Consider the following 13,891-nt stretch of genomic DNA (forward strand, 5'->3'; position numbering starts at 1 on the left):
GGACACGACAGATGGCAGTGACCGATCCCCTGGGTGATTTGCTCACCCGCATCCGCAACGGCCAGCGCGCGCGCAAGGACAGCGTCCTGTCGCCCGCCAGCAAGCTGCGGATCCGCGTTCTCGATGTGCTCCAGCGCGAAGGCTACATCCGTGGCTACAGCGACGAAGAGATGGGCCCCGCCAAGGGCGTCCGCATCGAGCTCAAGTATTTCGAAGGCCAGCCCGCGATCAAGCACGTGGCGCGTGTCTCGAAGCCCGGCCGCCGCGTCTACTCGGGCAGCCAGGAGCTTCCCCGCGTGATGAACGGCCTGGGCATCACCATCGTCTCGACGCCGCGCGGCGTGCTCTCGGATGCCGAGGCACGCGAGCAGAACGTCGGTGGCGAAGTGCTGGCGGAGGTGTTCTGATGAGCCGCATCGGTAAAAAGGCAGTTCCGGTTCCTGCCGGCGTTTCCGCCGACATCGCCGGCCGCGTGCTGAGCGTGAAGGGTCCCAAGGGCACCCTCACCATGCCGCTCGCCGACGAGATCACCTATGACGTCCAGCAGGACGGCATCTCGGTGCAGCCGGCAAACGACACGAAGCGCGCGCGCGCGTTCTGGGGCATGCAGCGTACGCTGGTGCAGAACCTGGTGACGGGCGTGACGACGGGCTTTTCCAAGAAGCTGGTCATCACCGGCGTCGGCTACCGTGCTGCTGCACAGGGCCGCAACCTGAAGCTGCAGCTCGGCTACAGCCACGACGTCAACATCGACGTGCCCGAGGGCATCGAGGTGAAGACGCCGGACGCCACCACCGTCGAGATCAGCGGTGCGGACAAGCAGAAGGTGGGCCAGCTCGCCGCCGAGATCCGCCGCTGGCGCAAGCCGGAGCCGTACAAGGGCAAGGGCATCAAGTACGACGGCGAGTTCATCTTCCGTAAGGAAGGAAAGAAGAAGTGACCAAGGGCCTTTCGCTTTTCGAGAAGCGGCGTCGCCGCAACCGCACCGCGCTGCGCGCGCGCGCGGGTACGCGTCCGCGCCTGTCGGTTCACCGTTCGGGCAAGCACATCTACGCGCAGGTCATTGACGACGAGGCCGGCCGCACGGTGGCTTCGGCTTCGACGCTGGAGAAGGACGTGCGCGACACGTCGGGCGCCAACATCTCGGCCGCAACCGACGTCGGTCGTCGCGTAGCCGAGAAGGCCAAGGCGGCGGGCGTGACGCAGGTCGTGTTCGATCGTGGCGGCTTCCTTTTTCACGGCCGGGTGAAGGCGTTGGCGGAAGCCGCGCGTGAAGCCGGACTGGAGTTCTAAGAACATGGCAGACGAGAACCAGCAGGCGGGCGAGCCGATGGCGGCAACCGCGCCGCAGGACGCCGGCCAGAGCGCCGGCACCAACGCCGGTGGCCAGGCCAATGGCGGCCAGGGTGGCGGCAACCAGGGCGGCGGCTACGGCGGCGGTCAGGGTGGCGGCAACCGCGGCGGCCAGGGTGGCGGTCGTGGCGGTCCGGGTGGCAACCGCGGTCGCGGTGGTCCGGGCGGCAACAACCGTGGTGGTCGTGGCGGCCCCGGTGGTCGTCGTGACGACCGTCGTGGCGGGCAGGACGATGGTGGCGAGGAGTTGATCGAGAAGCTCGTCCACATCAACCGCGTGTCGAAGACGGTGAAGGGCGGCAAGCGCTTCGGCTTCGCAGCGCTCGTCGTCGTCGGCGACGGCAAGGGCCGCGTGGGCTTCGGTCACGGCAAGGCGCGCGAGGTGCCGGAGGCAATCTCGAAGGCGACGGCCGCGGCGAAGAAGAAGATGCTGCGCGTTCCGCTCAAGGAAGGCCGCACGCTGCACCATGACGGCAACGGTCACTTCGGCGCAGGCCGCGTGACGGTCCGCTCGGCACCGTCGGGCACCGGGATCATCGCGGGCGGCCCGATGCGCGCCATCTTCGAGAGCCTGGGCGTTCACGACGTCGTGACCAAGTCGGTCGGCACGTCCAACCCGTACAACATGATCCGCGCGACGTTCGAGGCACTGGGCGAGCAGACCTCGCCCAAGGCCGTCGCACAGCGCCGCGGCAAGAAGATCGCGGACCTGCTCGGTCGCGGCGCCGGCGCTGACGCGCAGACCGCCGAGGCCGAAGCCGCGGCGATCGTGGAGTAACCAGACATGGCGACCATCAAGATCAAGCAGACCGGCTCGCCGATCCGCCGCACCGGCGACCAGCGCGCGACGCTGATCGGCCTCGGCCTCAACAAGATGCACAAGGTCTCGGAGCTGCAGGACAGCCCCGAGGTCCGCGGGATGATCCGCAAGGTGCACCACATGGTCGAGGTGCAGGAGGGCTGAGCCTTCCTCACCTTTATCGGTGACAGAATAAGGGAAGGGGGCTAAGCGGCCCCCTTCCTTTTCCTTTAGCGCGACAAAAGCGAAAGCGAGTGCATTTCATGAAGCTCAACGAACTCCGCGACAACGAAGGTGCCCGCAAGTCCCGCATGCGCGTGGGCCGTGGCATCGGCTCGGGCAAGGGCAAGACCGCCGGCCGCGGCCAGAAGGGTCAGAAGAGCCGCGAAGGCGTCTCGATCGCCGGCTTCGAGGGCGGCCAAATGCCGCTCCACATGCGTCTGCCGAAGCGCGGCTTCAACAACATCTTCGCCAAGGATTATGCCGAGGTGAACCTGGGCGCGATCCAGAAGGCGATCGAGTCGGGCAAGCTGACCGCGACCGACATCGACCATGCGGCGCTGAAGGCGGCCGGCTTGGCGCGCGGTGGCAAGGACGGCGTGCGTCTGCTCGGCAAGGGCGAGTTGACCTCGGCGCTGAACTTCACCGTGGCAGGCGTCTCCGCCGGCGCGCGTGAAGCGGTCGAGAAGGCCGGTGGCTCGGTCAACGTGCCCGAGATCGTGCCGGCCGCGGAGAAGGCCAAGGCCAAGCACCGCACCGGCCGCGCCGCCCCGCGCGCGTGATTGTTGCGCCCCGGCCACGCTGCCGGGGCAGACAACACCGGCCGCTCGGGCTCTAGAATAGACACGGCACGTGATGTGCCTATATGAGCGGCGGGGTGGCATGGGCTTCCCCGCCGCTTTTGTTTGGATTCGCGCGCCGTCGAGTGCCGCGACATCCCGGTTCCAGGACATGCGACAACGATGGCATCCGTAGCCAACAATATGGCCTCCAGCGTCAGTCTGGCGAAGTTCGCGCAGGCGACCGACCTCAAGAAGCGGCTGTGGTTCACGATCGGCGCGCTGATCGTCTTCCGCCTACTCAGCTACGTGCCGTTGCCGGGCGTCGACGCGACCGCGCTCGGCCTGCTGGCGGACCAGACCAAGGGCGGCGTGCTCGACTTCTTCAACACCTTCTCGGGTGGTTCGCTCAGCCGGATGAGCCTGATCGCGCTGGGTGTGATGCCGTACATCACCGCCTCGATCGTGGTGCAGCTCGCGACCTCGCTGTCGCCGCAGCTCGCCGCGATCAAGAAGGAAGGCGAGAGCGGGCGCAAGAAGCTCAACCAGTACACCCGCTACGGCACTGTCGCACTGACCGCGGTACAGGGGTATTTCATCGCCGTCGGCCTTGAGACGCTCGGCGCGAACTCCGGCATCCAGGCGGTGGTCGAGCCTGGCATGCTGTTCCGCATCAACGCGGTCGTGTCGCTGATCGGCGGTACGATGTTCCTGATGTGGATCGGCGAGCAGATCACCAGCCGCGGCATCGGCAACGGCGTCTCGCTGATCATCATGGCGGGCATCGTCGCGCATCTGCCGACGACGATCGTCAACCTGTTGGAGGGTGGCCGTTCGGGTTCGATGAGCGCGTTCGTGCTGATCGCGATCATCGCGGTCGTTGTCGGCCTCGTGCTGCTGATCTGCTTCATGGAGCGCGCGCAGCGCCGCATCCTGATCCAATACCCGAAGCGCCAGACGCAGCGCGGTATGCAGGCGGATCGCAGCCACCTGCCGCTCAAGATCAACACCGCGGGCGTGATCCCGCCGATCTTCGCGTCGTCGCTGCTGCTGATGCCGCTGACGATCACGCAGTTCGCCGGCAACCGCGTGCAGGGTGACAGCTGGTGGGGCGACGTAATCATCAGCCTGAACCAGTACCTCCAGCACGGCGCGCCGCTGTACATGGCGCTGTATGCCGCGGGCATCATCTTCTTCTCGTTCTTCTACACCGCGGTGGTGTTCAATCCCGAGGAGACGGCCGAGAACCTCAAGCGCTACGGCGGGTTCATCCCCGGCATTCGCCCGGGCAAGAACACCGAGAACTATTTCGATTACGTGCTGACGCGCATCACCGTGATCGGTGCGGCCTATCTGACGTTCATCTGCGTGGTGCCGGAATATCTCGTCTCGGCGCTGTCGATCCCCTTCTACCTGGGCGGCACCAGCTTGCTCATCGTCGTCAATGTAACCATGGACACGGTGACGCAGATCCAGTCGCACCTGCTGGCGCACCAGTATGGCGACCTAATCAAGAAGTCGAAGCTGAAGGGGGCGCGTCGCCGCTGACACGCGGGGACGGGCAGGCGACAAACGGGGAGATCGCGCGCGTGAACATCATCCTGCTGGGGCCGCCGGGTGCGGGCAAGGGCACGCAGTCGGAGCGGCTGGTGGCCGAGCGCGGCATGGTGCAGCTCTCGACCGGCGACATGCTGCGCGCCGCAGTGAAGGCGGGTACGCCGGTCGGCGTCCAGGCGAAGGCGGTGATGGACGCGGGCGAGCTCGTCTCCGACGCGATCGTCTCCGCGCTGATCGGTGAGCGGATGGACGCGGGTACCGGTACGGGCGCGATCTTCGACGGTTATCCGCGCACTGCGGCGCAGGCCGACGCGCTCGACCTGCTGCTCGCCGAGCGCGACCAGACGCTCGATCACGTCATCGAGCTCGAGGTGGACGAGGATGCGCTGGTCGAGCGGATCGTCGGACGCTTCACCTGCGCCAATTGCGGCGCGGGCTATCACGACAGGTTCAAGACGCCCAAAGCAGCGGGTGTGTGCGACGTGTGCGGATCGACCGAGTTCAAGCGCCGCCCCGACGATAACGAACAGACCGTGCGCACGCGCATGGCCGAGTATCGCGCCAAGACCGCGCCGATCATCCCGATTTACGAGGCGCGCGGACTCGTCCGCCGGGTCGACGGCATGGCCGACATCGGGGTGGTGACCGCCTCGATCGAGGCGATCCTCAACGCGGGTTGAAACGCGCCGCGACGACGATCGCGGCGCTGCCCAGCAGGATCATCGACACGCAGCTGCCGAGCCCGAGCAGGCCGCCTGGCGAGACAACGACCTTGGCGCGTACTTCCACTGTGCCGATGCTGACCCTCATGATCGCGCGTTGCTGATCCATGGGCCTCTAACGCTCGCAACCAACCGCAGTGCCGGCCACGACATGACAAAGAGTTCATGCGCAGGTCACCGCCGCGACAGCCGATCGGCGGTAGAAACGCTGCATCAGATCGCCGATCGCGATGCCGGGCACCACCCCCGCCAGGTACTCCCGCGGCTCTGACTACCCGCCGCCCACACTCCCGGTGGCGTCGGGTTCGCCGGCGGGGACCTCGCGCTCCCGCCGGCGCTTTCTCTCACCCATCCTCGACAAGCAGACCCTCGCATGGCAGCGGGGCGCGCATGGATGCGCTAACCCTGTTCGGCTTCGCGGCGGTGCTGTTCATGCTCGTCTGCTACGTGCTGGAGGATCGCGCACCGTTCTGGACCTTGCTGTTCGCGCTCGGCTGCGTGGCGAGCGGGGTGTACGGTTTCCTGCAAGGCGCCTGGCCGTTCGCCATGGTGGAGATCATCTGGACATTTGTCGCGCTCCAGCGGTGGATGAAACTGAAGCGGCGGGCGGAACCAGGTGCTTGACTTCGCGTTTGCGCGCGCCTAGCTGATCCAGCTTCCGATACACCGGTCCCGGCGGCGCTTCGTTGCGTGCGCCGCGCTTGTGCGTCATGCGACGTATGATCAGGGAAGGGTGCGGCGGAAGCGCAATGCGACGAGATGGGGCGCGTGGCAGCCATGCCGCACCCCGTGGAGCACAGGAGAACGAATTTCATGGCACGTATCGCGGGTGTCAACATCCCGACCAACAAGCGCGTGATCATCGCGCTGACCTACATCCACGGCATCGGCCCGGCGCACGCCAAGACGATTACCGAGAAGCTGAACATCGCGCCCGAGCGCCGCGTTCAGGACCTGACCGATCAGGAAGTGCTGCAGATCCGCGAAGCGATCGACGCCGATTACACCGTCGAGGGTGATCTTCGTCGCGAGACCGCGATGAACATCAAGCGCCTGATGGACCTGGCCTGCTACCGTGGCCTGCGTCACCGCAAGGGCCTGCCGGTCCGCGGCCAGCGCACGCACACCAACGCGCGCACCCGCAAGGGCAAGGCAAAGCCGATCGCCGGCAAGAAGAAGTAAATCGTCCGGGGGACGATTTACTCCGCCGGAGGCAGCGATCCCGGCAGCGCAACCTTGGTCGCGCTCCGGTCGATCGGCACCAAGCCGGCGTCACTTGGAATATAGGTCAGGAACTACCACATGGCTCAGGCACCGCAGCGCATTCGTCGGCGCGAGCGCAAGAACATCACCGCGGGCGTCGCGCACGTGAACGCCAGCTTCAACAACACCATGATCACCATCACCGACGCGCAGGGCAATGCGATCAGTTGGTCCTCCGCCGGCATGATGGGCTTCAAAGGTTCGCGCAAGTCGACCCCGTATGCGGCGCAGGTCGCGGCGGAAGACGCGGGCAAGAAGGCCGCCGAGCACGGCGTCCGCACGCTCGAGGTCGAGGTGAAGGGTCCGGGTTCGGGCCGCGAGTCGGCGCTGCGTGCGCTGCAGGCGGTCGGTTTCCAGATCACGTCGATCCGCGACGTGACCTCGATCCCGCACAACGGCGTTCGCCCGTCCAAGCGTCGTCGCGTCTGATGCTCTCGCGCGGCTGCTGACGAGTGGCCGCGTTTCTTACCAGGCGGTGTCGCGTGCGCACGCGTTCCGCCCAACCCCAGGGGACGAGATCTTGTCTGTCAATGCAAAGAACTGGCAGGAACTGAAGAAGCCCAGCGGCCTCGAGAAGAAGAGCGGCGACGGGAAGCGCAAGGCGACGTTCATCGCCGAACCACTGGAGCGCGGCTTCGGCCTGACGCTCGGCAACGCGCTGCGGCGCGTGCTGCTGTCGAGCCTGCAGGGCGCGGCAGTGACCTCGATCAAGATCGAGAACGTGCTGCACGAGTTCAGCAGCCTGGCGGGCGTCCGCGAGGACGTGACCGACATCGTGTTGAACGTGAAGCAGATCGCGATCCGCATGCAGGGCGAGGGCCCGAAGCGGCTCCAGCTCTCCGCCACCGGTCCGGCCGAGGTGAAGGCGGGCGACATCGCGGTGTCGGGCGACATCGAGGTGATGAACCCCGAACTGGTGATCTGCCACCTCGACGAAGGCGCGACGCTCAACATGGAGCTGACCGCCGACACGGGTAAGGGCTACGTCGCCGCGACCGCCAACCGTCCGGCTGACGCGCCGATCGGTCTGATCCCGGTCGACGCGCTCTACTCGCCGGTGCGCCAGGTGTCGTACAAGGTTGACCCGACCCGCGTGGGTCAGGACCTCGATTATGACAAGCTGACGCTGACGATCGAGACCGACGGCACCGTCACGCCCGAGGACGCGGTCGGCTATGCCGGTCGTATCCTGCAGGACCAGCTCGCGCTGTTCGTCCACTTCGACGATTCGTCGGTCACGCGTTCGGCCCCGGTCGGCGTCGCGGCCCCGGTGTCGGGTACGACGGAAGTCGCGGGCGATACCGCGCAGATCAACCGTTACCTGCTCAAGAAGGTCGACGAGCTCGAACTGTCGGTGCGTTCGGCCAACTGCCTCAAGAACGACAATATCATCTATATCGGCGATCTGGTCGGCAAGACCGAAGCCGAGATGCTGCGCACGCCGAATTTCGGCCGCAAGTCGCTCAACGAGATCAAGGAAGTGCTCTCCAGCATGGGGCTGCGCCTCGGCATGGAGATCCCCGGCTGGCCGCCCGAGAACATCGAGGAAATGGCCAAGAAGCTCGAGCAGGAAATTATGGGCTAAGCCGCATCGGCGTAGCGATGCTACGCCGAAGACGGCTCCAGCCCGGCCGGCGGAACGGCCCAGCCGATCCGTTCGACGTAAAGACGCGGGACTTGCTCCCGCGTCCCGGCCGCCAAATAGGGCTCCCCGTTAGGAGCGACGGCAAACCGGGTGGCCTCACCGTCCCACCTGTCCCGGGGTTCCGTGAAACGGCCCCCTGACGAACGAGAAGGAAGACACCATGCGTCACCGTGTAGGCGGTCGTAAGCTCCAGCGTACCTCGGCTCACCGCCAGGCCCTGTTCCGCAACATGTCGGCTGCGCTGATCAAGCACGAGCAGATCACCACGACCGTCGCCAAGGCGAAGGAGCTTCGCCCGTACATCGAGAAGCTGGTGACGCTCGGCAAAAAGGGTGGTCTGTCGAACCGTCGTCTGGCGCACGCGCGGCTGCTCGACGACGCGCAGCTGGTCAAGCTGTTCGACGTGCTGGCGACCCGCTACGCGTCGCGCAACGGCGGCTACACCCGCGTGATTAAGGCGGGCATCCGCGCGTCGGACGCCTCGCCGATGGCGATCATCGAGTTCGTCGACCGTGACGTGTCGGCGAAGGGCCAGGACTCGGGTCCGGTGATGACCGACGAGGATTTTGACGGCGAGTGAGCGCACGTGAGTAGCGAACGCTACTCACGAGACGCACTCGCCCGGCCAGCGGTGCACCGCACCGGCTGACGACGCGACTTTGCCGCGGCGGGGCTGACAAGAAGGGGCCGCTCCAGCGATGGAGCGGCCCCTTCTCGTATGAATACAGGGGATAGCAGATGACGCTTCACACCTGGTGGCTGTTCGTCGTCGCGGTGTTCCTGCTATGCGGCACGCCCGGCCCCAACATGCTCCACATTCTGTCACGCAGCGTCGAGGTCGGCGTGCGTCGCACGACCTTCGCGATGGCGGGGTGTCTATCGGCGATGCTGATCGTGCTCGCCGCCGCTGCAACGGGGTTGACGACGTTGCTGCGCGCGATCCCCGGCGCGTTCGACGTGCTGCGCTACGCGGGCGTCGCGTATCTGATCTATCTGGGCATCAAGGCGTGGCGCAGCGACGAGGCGCCGGTCGATGTTGGCGCGGGCACAGTACCGAAGACCGTGTCGAAGCGCGCGCTGTTTCGCGGCGGCTTCGCGATCGGGATCAGCAATCCCAAGCTGATCTTGTTCGCCGCGGCGTTCCTGCCGCAGTTCGTCTTGGCGAAGGCACCGCAGGCGCCGCAGTTCGCGATCCTCGTCGTCACCTTCGTCGCGATGGAGTGCCTGTGGTACGCGGCTTACGCGCTCGGCGGGCGGTCATTGTCGCGCTACATGGCGCGCGCCAGTGTGCGACGCGTGTTCGACCGCGTGACGGGGGCAATCTTCGTCGCGTTCGGCGTCGCGCTGTTCACCGCGCGGCTGGCGTAGCGGCTGTCCTACACGCGCGATCGGCATTTAGGCTGCCCGCGTCTTTCTCATGTCAAACGTCCCGCTCGCGCGCGCACGCATAGGGGTGTGACCTTTGCGACCTTCCACGCACGCCGCACAGTCGCTACACGCGAGCGGATGGAGCATCCCGACAGTATCCTCATCGTCGATTTCGGCAGCCAGGTAACCCAGTTGATCGCGCGCCGCGTGCGCGAAGCGGGCGTCTACAGCGAGGTCGCGCCGTTCAACTCGGCTGCGGAGGCGTTCGAGCGGATGCAGCCCAAGGGGATCATCCTGTCGGGTGGTCCCGCATCGGTAACGCTGGAGCACAGCCCGCGCGCGCCGCAGCATCTGTTCGAGGCGGGGGTGCCGATCCTCGGCATCTGCTACGGCCAGCAATTGATGAGCACGCAGCTCGGCGGCAACGTCGTGATCTCGGGCGACGGGGGCGAGTTCGGTCACGCGATGCTCGACGTGAAGGCCGAGTGTGCGCTGTTCGACGGGCTGTGGGAAGTCGGCTCGCGCCATCAGGTGTGGATGAGCCACGGTGACAAGGTCGACGCGCTGCCGCCGGGCTTCACGCCGGTCGCGACCTCGGAAGGCGCGCCGTTCGCGATGGTCGCCGACGAGGAGCGCCGCTTCTACGGCGTGCAGTTCCACCCGGAGGTCGTCCACACGCCCGACGGCGCCAAGCTGATCGCCAATTTCGCGCGTCACGTCTGCGGCCTCGCCGGCGACTGGACGATGGCGGAGTTCCGCGAGACGAAGATCGCGGAGATTCGCGAACAGGTCGGCTCGGGCCGCGTCATCTGCGGGCTGTCGGGCGGCGTCGACTCGGCGGTGGCGGCGGTGCTGATCCACGAGGCGATCGGCGACCAGCTGACCTGCGTTTTCGTCGACCACGGACTAATGCGCTCGGGCGAGGCGGAGCAGGTCGTCTCGCTGTTCCGCGGCGCGTACAACATCCCGCTGGTCCACGTGAACGCCGAGCCGCTGTTCATGGGCGGGCTCGCTGGCGTCACCGACCCGGAAGCGAAGCGCAAGTTCATCGGCAAGACCTTCATCGAGGTGTTCGAGGACGAGGCGAAGAAGATCGGGGGCGCGGATTTTCTCGCCCAAGGCACGCTCTATCCCGACGTGATCGAGAGCGTCAGCTTCACCGGCGGCCCGTCGGTGACGATCAAGAGCCACCACAATGTCGGCGGCTTGCCCGAGCGCATGAACATGAAGCTGGTCGAGCCCTTGCGCGAATTGTTCAAGGACGAGGTCCGCGAGTTGGGGCGAGAGCTGGGACTGCCCGAGCATTTCGTCGGTCGCCATCCGTTCCCCGGGCCGGGCCTCGCGATCCGTATTCCCGGCGAGGTGACCAAGGAGCGCTGCGACATCCTGCGCAAGGCGGACGCGATCTACCTTGAGGAGATCCGCAATGCCGGGCTGTACGATGCCATCTGGCAGGCGTTCGCGGTGCTGTTGCCGGTGCGCTCGGTCGGGGTGATGGGCGATGGGCGAACGTACGATTCGGTGCTGGCGTTGCGCGCGGTCACCTCGACGGACGGCATGACCGCGCAGGCGTTCGAGTTTCCGGGCGGGTTCCTCGCGCGGGTGTCGACTCGGATCGTCAACGAGGTGCGCGGCGTCAATCGCGTGACCTACGACTACACCTCCAAGCCGCCGGGCACGATCGAATGGGAATGACGCGGATAAAGCAGGCAGCCTGGGGCTGCCTGTCCGTGTCATTCGGCCGCGCAAGCGGCCGTGAGCGAGTAGGTACAACGATGCCACGGAAAGCGGGCATCACTCGTCCAGGCCGTACTCGCAGCGAAATCGCATCCGTGATCGCGGCGCTGATGCTGCCGGCGCTCGCGTCCGCGACGACGCCGAACCCGCCTGCATGGACGCGTTCCATCCAGCCGTTCCATCTCGTCGGATCGATCTGGTACGTCGGCACCGAGGGTCTCGCCGCCTATCTGATCAAGACGCGCGACGGTGCGATCCTGCTCGACGCGACGATGGCCGAGAATGTGCCGGCGGTGCAGCGCAGCATCCGCGCGGTCGTTGTGCCGCTCGACCGGGTCAAGCTGCTGCTCGTCAGCCACGCGCATTTCGACCATGCCGCGGGCGATGCAGCCATGGTGCGTGCGACCGGTGCCAAGGTCGTGGCGGGCGCAGGTGACGTCGCCGCGCTGGAAAGCGGCACATCGCCGGGTGAGACGAGTTACGGCGTGATCCGCTTCCCGGCGGTCAAGGTGACGCGGGCGGTGCGCGACGGCGATCAAGTCATGCTCGGCGGCGTGACGTTGCGCGCGATCGCGACGCCAGGACACACGCCCGGTTGCACGAGCTGGACGACGCGCGTGGTCGAGCGCGGCCGTTCGCTTGCGGTGATCTTCCCGTGCAGCGTGTCCGTGGCGGGCAACCGCCTGATCGGCAATCGGCGCTATCCCGGCATCGTCGCCGACCTGCGTGACAGCATCGCGCGGCTCGCGCGTGAGCCCGCCGATGTGGTGCTGCCGTTCCATCCCGAACAGGCCGATGTGCGTGCCCGCGCGGCGGGACAGCGGCTGGTCGCGCCGACGCTGCTGCCGGCATTGATGCGCGACGCTGCGCAGGATTTCGAGCGCGAGTTGGCGCGACAGGCGAAGGAAGCATGGTGAGCCAGCCGATGACCCAACCGGTGACGATGTACGGCATCCCCAATTGCGACACGATCAAGAAGGCGCGCTCGTGGCTGTCCGATCACGGTGTCGACTACATCTTTCATGATTATCGTAACAACGGCATCGACCAGGCTTTGCTCGACGACTTGATCGAGCGGGCGGGATGGCCGGCGTTGCTCAATCGCGCCGGCACCACGTTTCGCAAGCTGCCCGAGGCGGACCGCGCCGACCTCGATCGTGAGCGCGCCGCCGCGTTGATGCTGGCGCAGCCGGGCATGATCAAGCGACCGGTGCTGCTGGCCGGCGAGCGGACCGAGATCGGGTTCAAGCCCGATCGTTACGCCGCGCTGTTCGGCTGAAGGCGTTCACCACCGGGGCGGCTTGGTTTGGGGGAGGGGAGATGAGTAACGCATCGAAGCGTCCGCCGGTTTGGTTTCGCGTCGTCTCGGTCGCGCTGCTGCTCTGGGCGCTGGCGGGCTGCTACGCCTGCGTGCAGCAGTTTCGCCTCGGCGCGGAGGCGATGGGTCCGGCGAGCGACGCTGACCGCGCGCTCTACGCGTCGCTGCCGATCTGGTACAATGCGGTCTATGCGGTGACGGTTGGCTGCGGGCTGCTCGGCGCAGGTGCGCTGCTCGCGCGATCGGTACTGTCAATTCCGCTGACGTTTCTGTCGCTGCTGGGTGTCGTGATCCAGTTCGGCTGGCTGTTCGCCGCCACCGACATCGTCGCGATCAAGGGCGGGTCGACCGCGCTCTTTCCGCTGGTGATCGCGGGCGTCGCGCTCTTGTCGGTCCTGCTCGCACGGCACGCCCGCGCGCGCGGCTGGATCGCGTGACGCGAGCCGCGTAAGAGGGGCCATGTCCACCACCTTCACCATCGACACCTCGACCAGCCGCCCGACGCCGGTGTCCGCGCCAATGAAGCGGCTGACCGTGCCGGCACTGCGCGCGCGCAAGGCGGCGATCGCGCAAGGGCAGGGCGAGCCGCTCGTCATGCTGACCGCGTATACGGTGCGAATGGCGCAGTTGCTCGATCCGCATTGCGACATGCTGCTGGTCGGCGACAGTCTGGGGCAGGTGATCTACGGTCTGCCCTCGACGGTGCCGGTGACGCTTCAGATGATGGCGGCGCACGGCGCGGCGGTGGTGCGCGGCAGCTATCACGCGGTGGTGGTGATCGACATGCCGTTCGGCAGTTACGAGGCGTCGCCGCAGCAGGCGTTCGAGAGCGCGGCGTATCTGATGAAGGAAACGGGCGCGGCGGCGGTGAAGCTGGAAGGCGGCGCGGCGATGGCGCTGACGGTCGCCTTTCTGTCGGAGCGCGGCATTCCCGTGGTCGGCCACGTCGGGCTAACGCCGCAGGCGGTCAATGCGCTCGGCGGCTACGGCGCGCGCGGGCGATCGGACGCCGAGGCGCAGAAGATCGTCTCCGATGCAGAGAGCATCGCTGCGGCGGGCGCGTTCGCGGTGGTGATCGAGGGTGTGGTGGAGCCGATCGCGCAGGCGATCACGCGGGCAATCGCGGTGCCGACGATCGGCATCGGCGCGTCGGCCGATTGCGACGGGCAGGTGCTGGTCGCCGAGGACATGCTGGGGCTGTTCGAGCGCACGCCACGCTTCGTGAAGCGCTACGGCGACATGGCGGGCTACGTGTCGGAACGAGTCGAAACCTATGCGGCCGAGGTGCGCGCGCGCACGTTCCCCACGGCCGAGCAGACCTACGCGCCCAAGGGCTGAGGCAGCGCCCCT

General features: G+C 66.8%; 20 protein-coding genes. 19 read left to right on the top strand and 1 reads right to left on the bottom strand.

Annotation, left to right across the window (positions count from 1 at the left end; translation table 11 throughout):
• Positions 1-11 precede the first annotated feature (11 nt).
• The 8 genes from rpsH to HRV97_RS07675 all read left to right on the top strand — a co-directional run bounded on the left by rpsH (position 12) and on the right by HRV97_RS07675 (position 5,168).
• Complete coding sequence (rpsH, locus tag HRV97_RS07640; RefSeq protein ID WP_174193541.1) at positions 12-407, top strand: 30S ribosomal protein S8; 396 nt, start codon at positions 12-14, stop codon at positions 405-407.
• The gene (rplF, locus tag HRV97_RS07645) at positions 407-940 is read left to right on the top strand and encodes a 50S ribosomal protein L6 (RefSeq protein WP_174193543.1); all 534 of its coding nucleotides are present in this window, start codon (positions 407-409) and stop codon (positions 938-940) included. The genes rpsH and rplF overlap by 1 nt, the downstream gene beginning before the upstream one ends.
• Positions 937-1,293 carry a 50S ribosomal protein L18 gene (rplR, locus tag HRV97_RS07650; protein WP_174193545.1) on the top strand — a complete coding sequence of 119 codons (357 nt, stop codon included), beginning with the start codon at positions 937-939 and terminating at the stop codon, positions 1,291-1,293. Before rplF ends, rplR begins: the two co-directional genes overlap by 4 nt.
• Positions 1,294-1,297: 4 nt before the next feature.
• A complete protein-coding gene (gene rpsE / locus HRV97_RS17365) occupies positions 1,298-2,131 on the top strand; it encodes a 30S ribosomal protein S5 (RefSeq protein ID WP_246248590.1) in 834 nt (277 codons plus the stop codon).
• 6 nt (positions 2,132-2,137) lie between these two features.
• Positions 2,138-2,317 carry a 50S ribosomal protein L30 gene (gene rpmD / locus HRV97_RS07660; RefSeq protein WP_174193547.1) on the top strand — a complete coding sequence of 60 codons (180 nt, stop codon included), beginning with the start codon at positions 2,138-2,140 and terminating at the stop codon, positions 2,315-2,317.
• A 98-nt stretch (positions 2,318-2,415) separates the two neighbouring features.
• Positions 2,416-2,934 (top strand): 50S ribosomal protein L15, encoded by a 519-nt coding sequence (rplO, locus tag HRV97_RS07665; RefSeq protein ID WP_174193549.1) that lies wholly within the window; start codon positions 2,416-2,418, stop codon positions 2,932-2,934.
• 180 nt (positions 2,935-3,114) lie between these two features.
• Positions 3,115-4,479, top strand: coding sequence for a preprotein translocase subunit SecY (gene secY / locus HRV97_RS07670; protein WP_174193551.1), 1,365 nt, complete (start codon positions 3,115-3,117; stop codon positions 4,477-4,479).
• A 41-nt stretch (positions 4,480-4,520) separates the two neighbouring features.
• Positions 4,521-5,168 carry an adenylate kinase gene (locus HRV97_RS07675; RefSeq protein WP_174193554.1) on the top strand — a complete coding sequence of 216 codons (648 nt, stop codon included), beginning with the start codon at positions 4,521-4,523 and terminating at the stop codon, positions 5,166-5,168.
• Here HRV97_RS07675 and HRV97_RS07680 read toward each other — a convergent pair.
• Positions 5,155-5,298, bottom strand: coding sequence for a hypothetical protein (locus tag HRV97_RS07680; RefSeq protein WP_174193556.1), 144 nt, complete (start codon positions 5,296-5,298; stop codon positions 5,155-5,157). The genes HRV97_RS07675 and HRV97_RS07680 overlap by 14 nt on opposite strands.
• Before the next feature lie 302 nt (positions 5,299-5,600).
• Between HRV97_RS07680 and HRV97_RS07685 the strand changes: the two genes are divergently transcribed.
• The 11 genes from HRV97_RS07685 to panB all read left to right on the top strand — a co-directional run bounded on the left by HRV97_RS07685 (position 5,601) and on the right by panB (position 13,879).
• On the top strand, positions 5,601-5,834 hold the full coding sequence (locus tag HRV97_RS07685) for a hypothetical protein (protein ID WP_174193558.1): 234 nt from the start codon (positions 5,601-5,603) through the stop codon (positions 5,832-5,834).
• Positions 5,835-6,023: 189 nt separating this feature from the next.
• Complete coding sequence (gene rpsM, locus HRV97_RS07690; RefSeq protein WP_174193560.1) at positions 6,024-6,392, top strand: 30S ribosomal protein S13; 369 nt, start codon at positions 6,024-6,026, stop codon at positions 6,390-6,392.
• Between the two features lie 120 nt (positions 6,393-6,512).
• Positions 6,513-6,902, top strand: coding sequence for a 30S ribosomal protein S11 (gene rpsK / locus HRV97_RS07695; RefSeq protein ID WP_019516037.1), 390 nt, complete (start codon positions 6,513-6,515; stop codon positions 6,900-6,902).
• Between the two features lie 91 nt (positions 6,903-6,993).
• Complete coding sequence (locus HRV97_RS07700) at positions 6,994-8,058, top strand: DNA-directed RNA polymerase subunit alpha (RefSeq protein ID WP_174193562.1); 1,065 nt, start codon at positions 6,994-6,996, stop codon at positions 8,056-8,058.
• A gap of 220 nt (positions 8,059-8,278) precedes the next feature.
• A complete protein-coding gene (gene rplQ / locus HRV97_RS07705) occupies positions 8,279-8,698 on the top strand; it encodes a 50S ribosomal protein L17 (RefSeq protein WP_174193564.1) in 420 nt (139 codons plus the stop codon).
• Positions 8,699-8,856: 158 nt separating this feature from the next.
• Positions 8,857-9,486, top strand: a complete 630-nt coding sequence (locus HRV97_RS07710) for a LysE family translocator (protein ID WP_174193567.1) — start codon at positions 8,857-8,859, stop codon at positions 9,484-9,486.
• A 138-nt stretch (positions 9,487-9,624) separates the two neighbouring features.
• Positions 9,625-11,181 carry a glutamine-hydrolyzing GMP synthase gene (gene guaA / locus HRV97_RS07715; protein WP_174193809.1) on the top strand — a complete coding sequence of 519 codons (1,557 nt, stop codon included), beginning with the start codon at positions 9,625-9,627 and terminating at the stop codon, positions 11,179-11,181.
• Between the two features lie 137 nt (positions 11,182-11,318).
• Positions 11,319-12,140 carry a subclass B3 metallo-beta-lactamase gene (gene bla, locus HRV97_RS07720; RefSeq protein ID WP_174193569.1) on the top strand — a complete coding sequence of 274 codons (822 nt, stop codon included), beginning with the start codon at positions 11,319-11,321 and terminating at the stop codon, positions 12,138-12,140.
• Positions 12,134-12,502: an ArsC family reductase gene (locus tag HRV97_RS07725; protein WP_246248591.1), complete on the top strand. Its 369-nt coding sequence runs from the start codon at positions 12,134-12,136 to the stop codon at positions 12,500-12,502. Before bla ends, HRV97_RS07725 begins: the two co-directional genes overlap by 7 nt.
• 41 nt (positions 12,503-12,543) lie before the next feature.
• On the top strand, positions 12,544-12,978 hold the full coding sequence (locus HRV97_RS07730; RefSeq protein ID WP_174193571.1) for a hypothetical protein: 435 nt from the start codon (positions 12,544-12,546) through the stop codon (positions 12,976-12,978).
• 22 nt (positions 12,979-13,000) lie between these two features.
• Positions 13,001-13,879 carry a 3-methyl-2-oxobutanoate hydroxymethyltransferase gene (gene panB / locus HRV97_RS07735; protein ID WP_174193572.1) on the top strand — a complete coding sequence of 293 codons (879 nt, stop codon included), beginning with the start codon at positions 13,001-13,003 and terminating at the stop codon, positions 13,877-13,879.
• Positions 13,880-13,891: the final 12 nt, after the last annotated feature.

Source organism: Sphingomonas hominis (assembly GCF_013328205.1).
Lineage (GTDB): Bacteria > Pseudomonadota > Alphaproteobacteria > Sphingomonadales > Sphingomonadaceae > Sphingomonas > Sphingomonas hominis.

Bases quoted from the DNA above. Each gene is read 5' to 3' on its own strand.
- rpsH (WP_174193541.1), top strand. From the start codon at position 12: ATGGCAGTGACCGATCCCCTGGGTGATTTGCTCACCCGCATCCGCAAC.
- HRV97_RS07680 (WP_174193556.1), bottom strand. From the start codon at position 5,298: ATGAGGGTCAGCATCGGCACAGTGGAAGTACGCGCCAAGGTCGTTGTC.
- rplQ (WP_174193564.1), top strand. From the start codon at position 8,279: ATGCGTCACCGTGTAGGCGGTCGTAAGCTCCAGCGTACCTCGGCTCAC.
- panB (WP_174193572.1), top strand. From the start codon at position 13,001: ATGTCCACCACCTTCACCATCGACACCTCGACCAGCCGCCCGACGCCG.
- rpmD (WP_174193547.1), top strand. From the start codon at position 2,138: ATGGCGACCATCAAGATCAAGCAGACCGGCTCGCCGATCCGCCGCACC.
- rpsM (WP_174193560.1), top strand. From the start codon at position 6,024: ATGGCACGTATCGCGGGTGTCAACATCCCGACCAACAAGCGCGTGATC.
- HRV97_RS07730 (WP_174193571.1), top strand. From the start codon at position 12,544: ATGAGTAACGCATCGAAGCGTCCGCCGGTTTGGTTTCGCGTCGTCTCG.
- secY (WP_174193551.1), top strand. From the start codon at position 3,115: ATGGCATCCGTAGCCAACAATATGGCCTCCAGCGTCAGTCTGGCGAAG.
- guaA (WP_174193809.1), top strand. From the start codon at position 9,625: ATGGAGCATCCCGACAGTATCCTCATCGTCGATTTCGGCAGCCAGGTA.
- HRV97_RS07710 (WP_174193567.1), top strand. From the start codon at position 8,857: ATGACGCTTCACACCTGGTGGCTGTTCGTCGTCGCGGTGTTCCTGCTA.
- rplO (WP_174193549.1), top strand. From the start codon at position 2,416: ATGAAGCTCAACGAACTCCGCGACAACGAAGGTGCCCGCAAGTCCCGC.
- rpsK (WP_019516037.1), top strand. From the start codon at position 6,513: ATGGCTCAGGCACCGCAGCGCATTCGTCGGCGCGAGCGCAAGAACATC.
- rplF (WP_174193543.1), top strand. From the start codon at position 407: ATGAGCCGCATCGGTAAAAAGGCAGTTCCGGTTCCTGCCGGCGTTTCC.
- rpsE (WP_246248590.1), top strand. From the start codon at position 1,298: ATGGCAGACGAGAACCAGCAGGCGGGCGAGCCGATGGCGGCAACCGCG.
- HRV97_RS07725 (WP_246248591.1), top strand. From the start codon at position 12,134: ATGGTGAGCCAGCCGATGACCCAACCGGTGACGATGTACGGCATCCCC.
- HRV97_RS07685 (WP_174193558.1), top strand. From the start codon at position 5,601: ATGGATGCGCTAACCCTGTTCGGCTTCGCGGCGGTGCTGTTCATGCTC.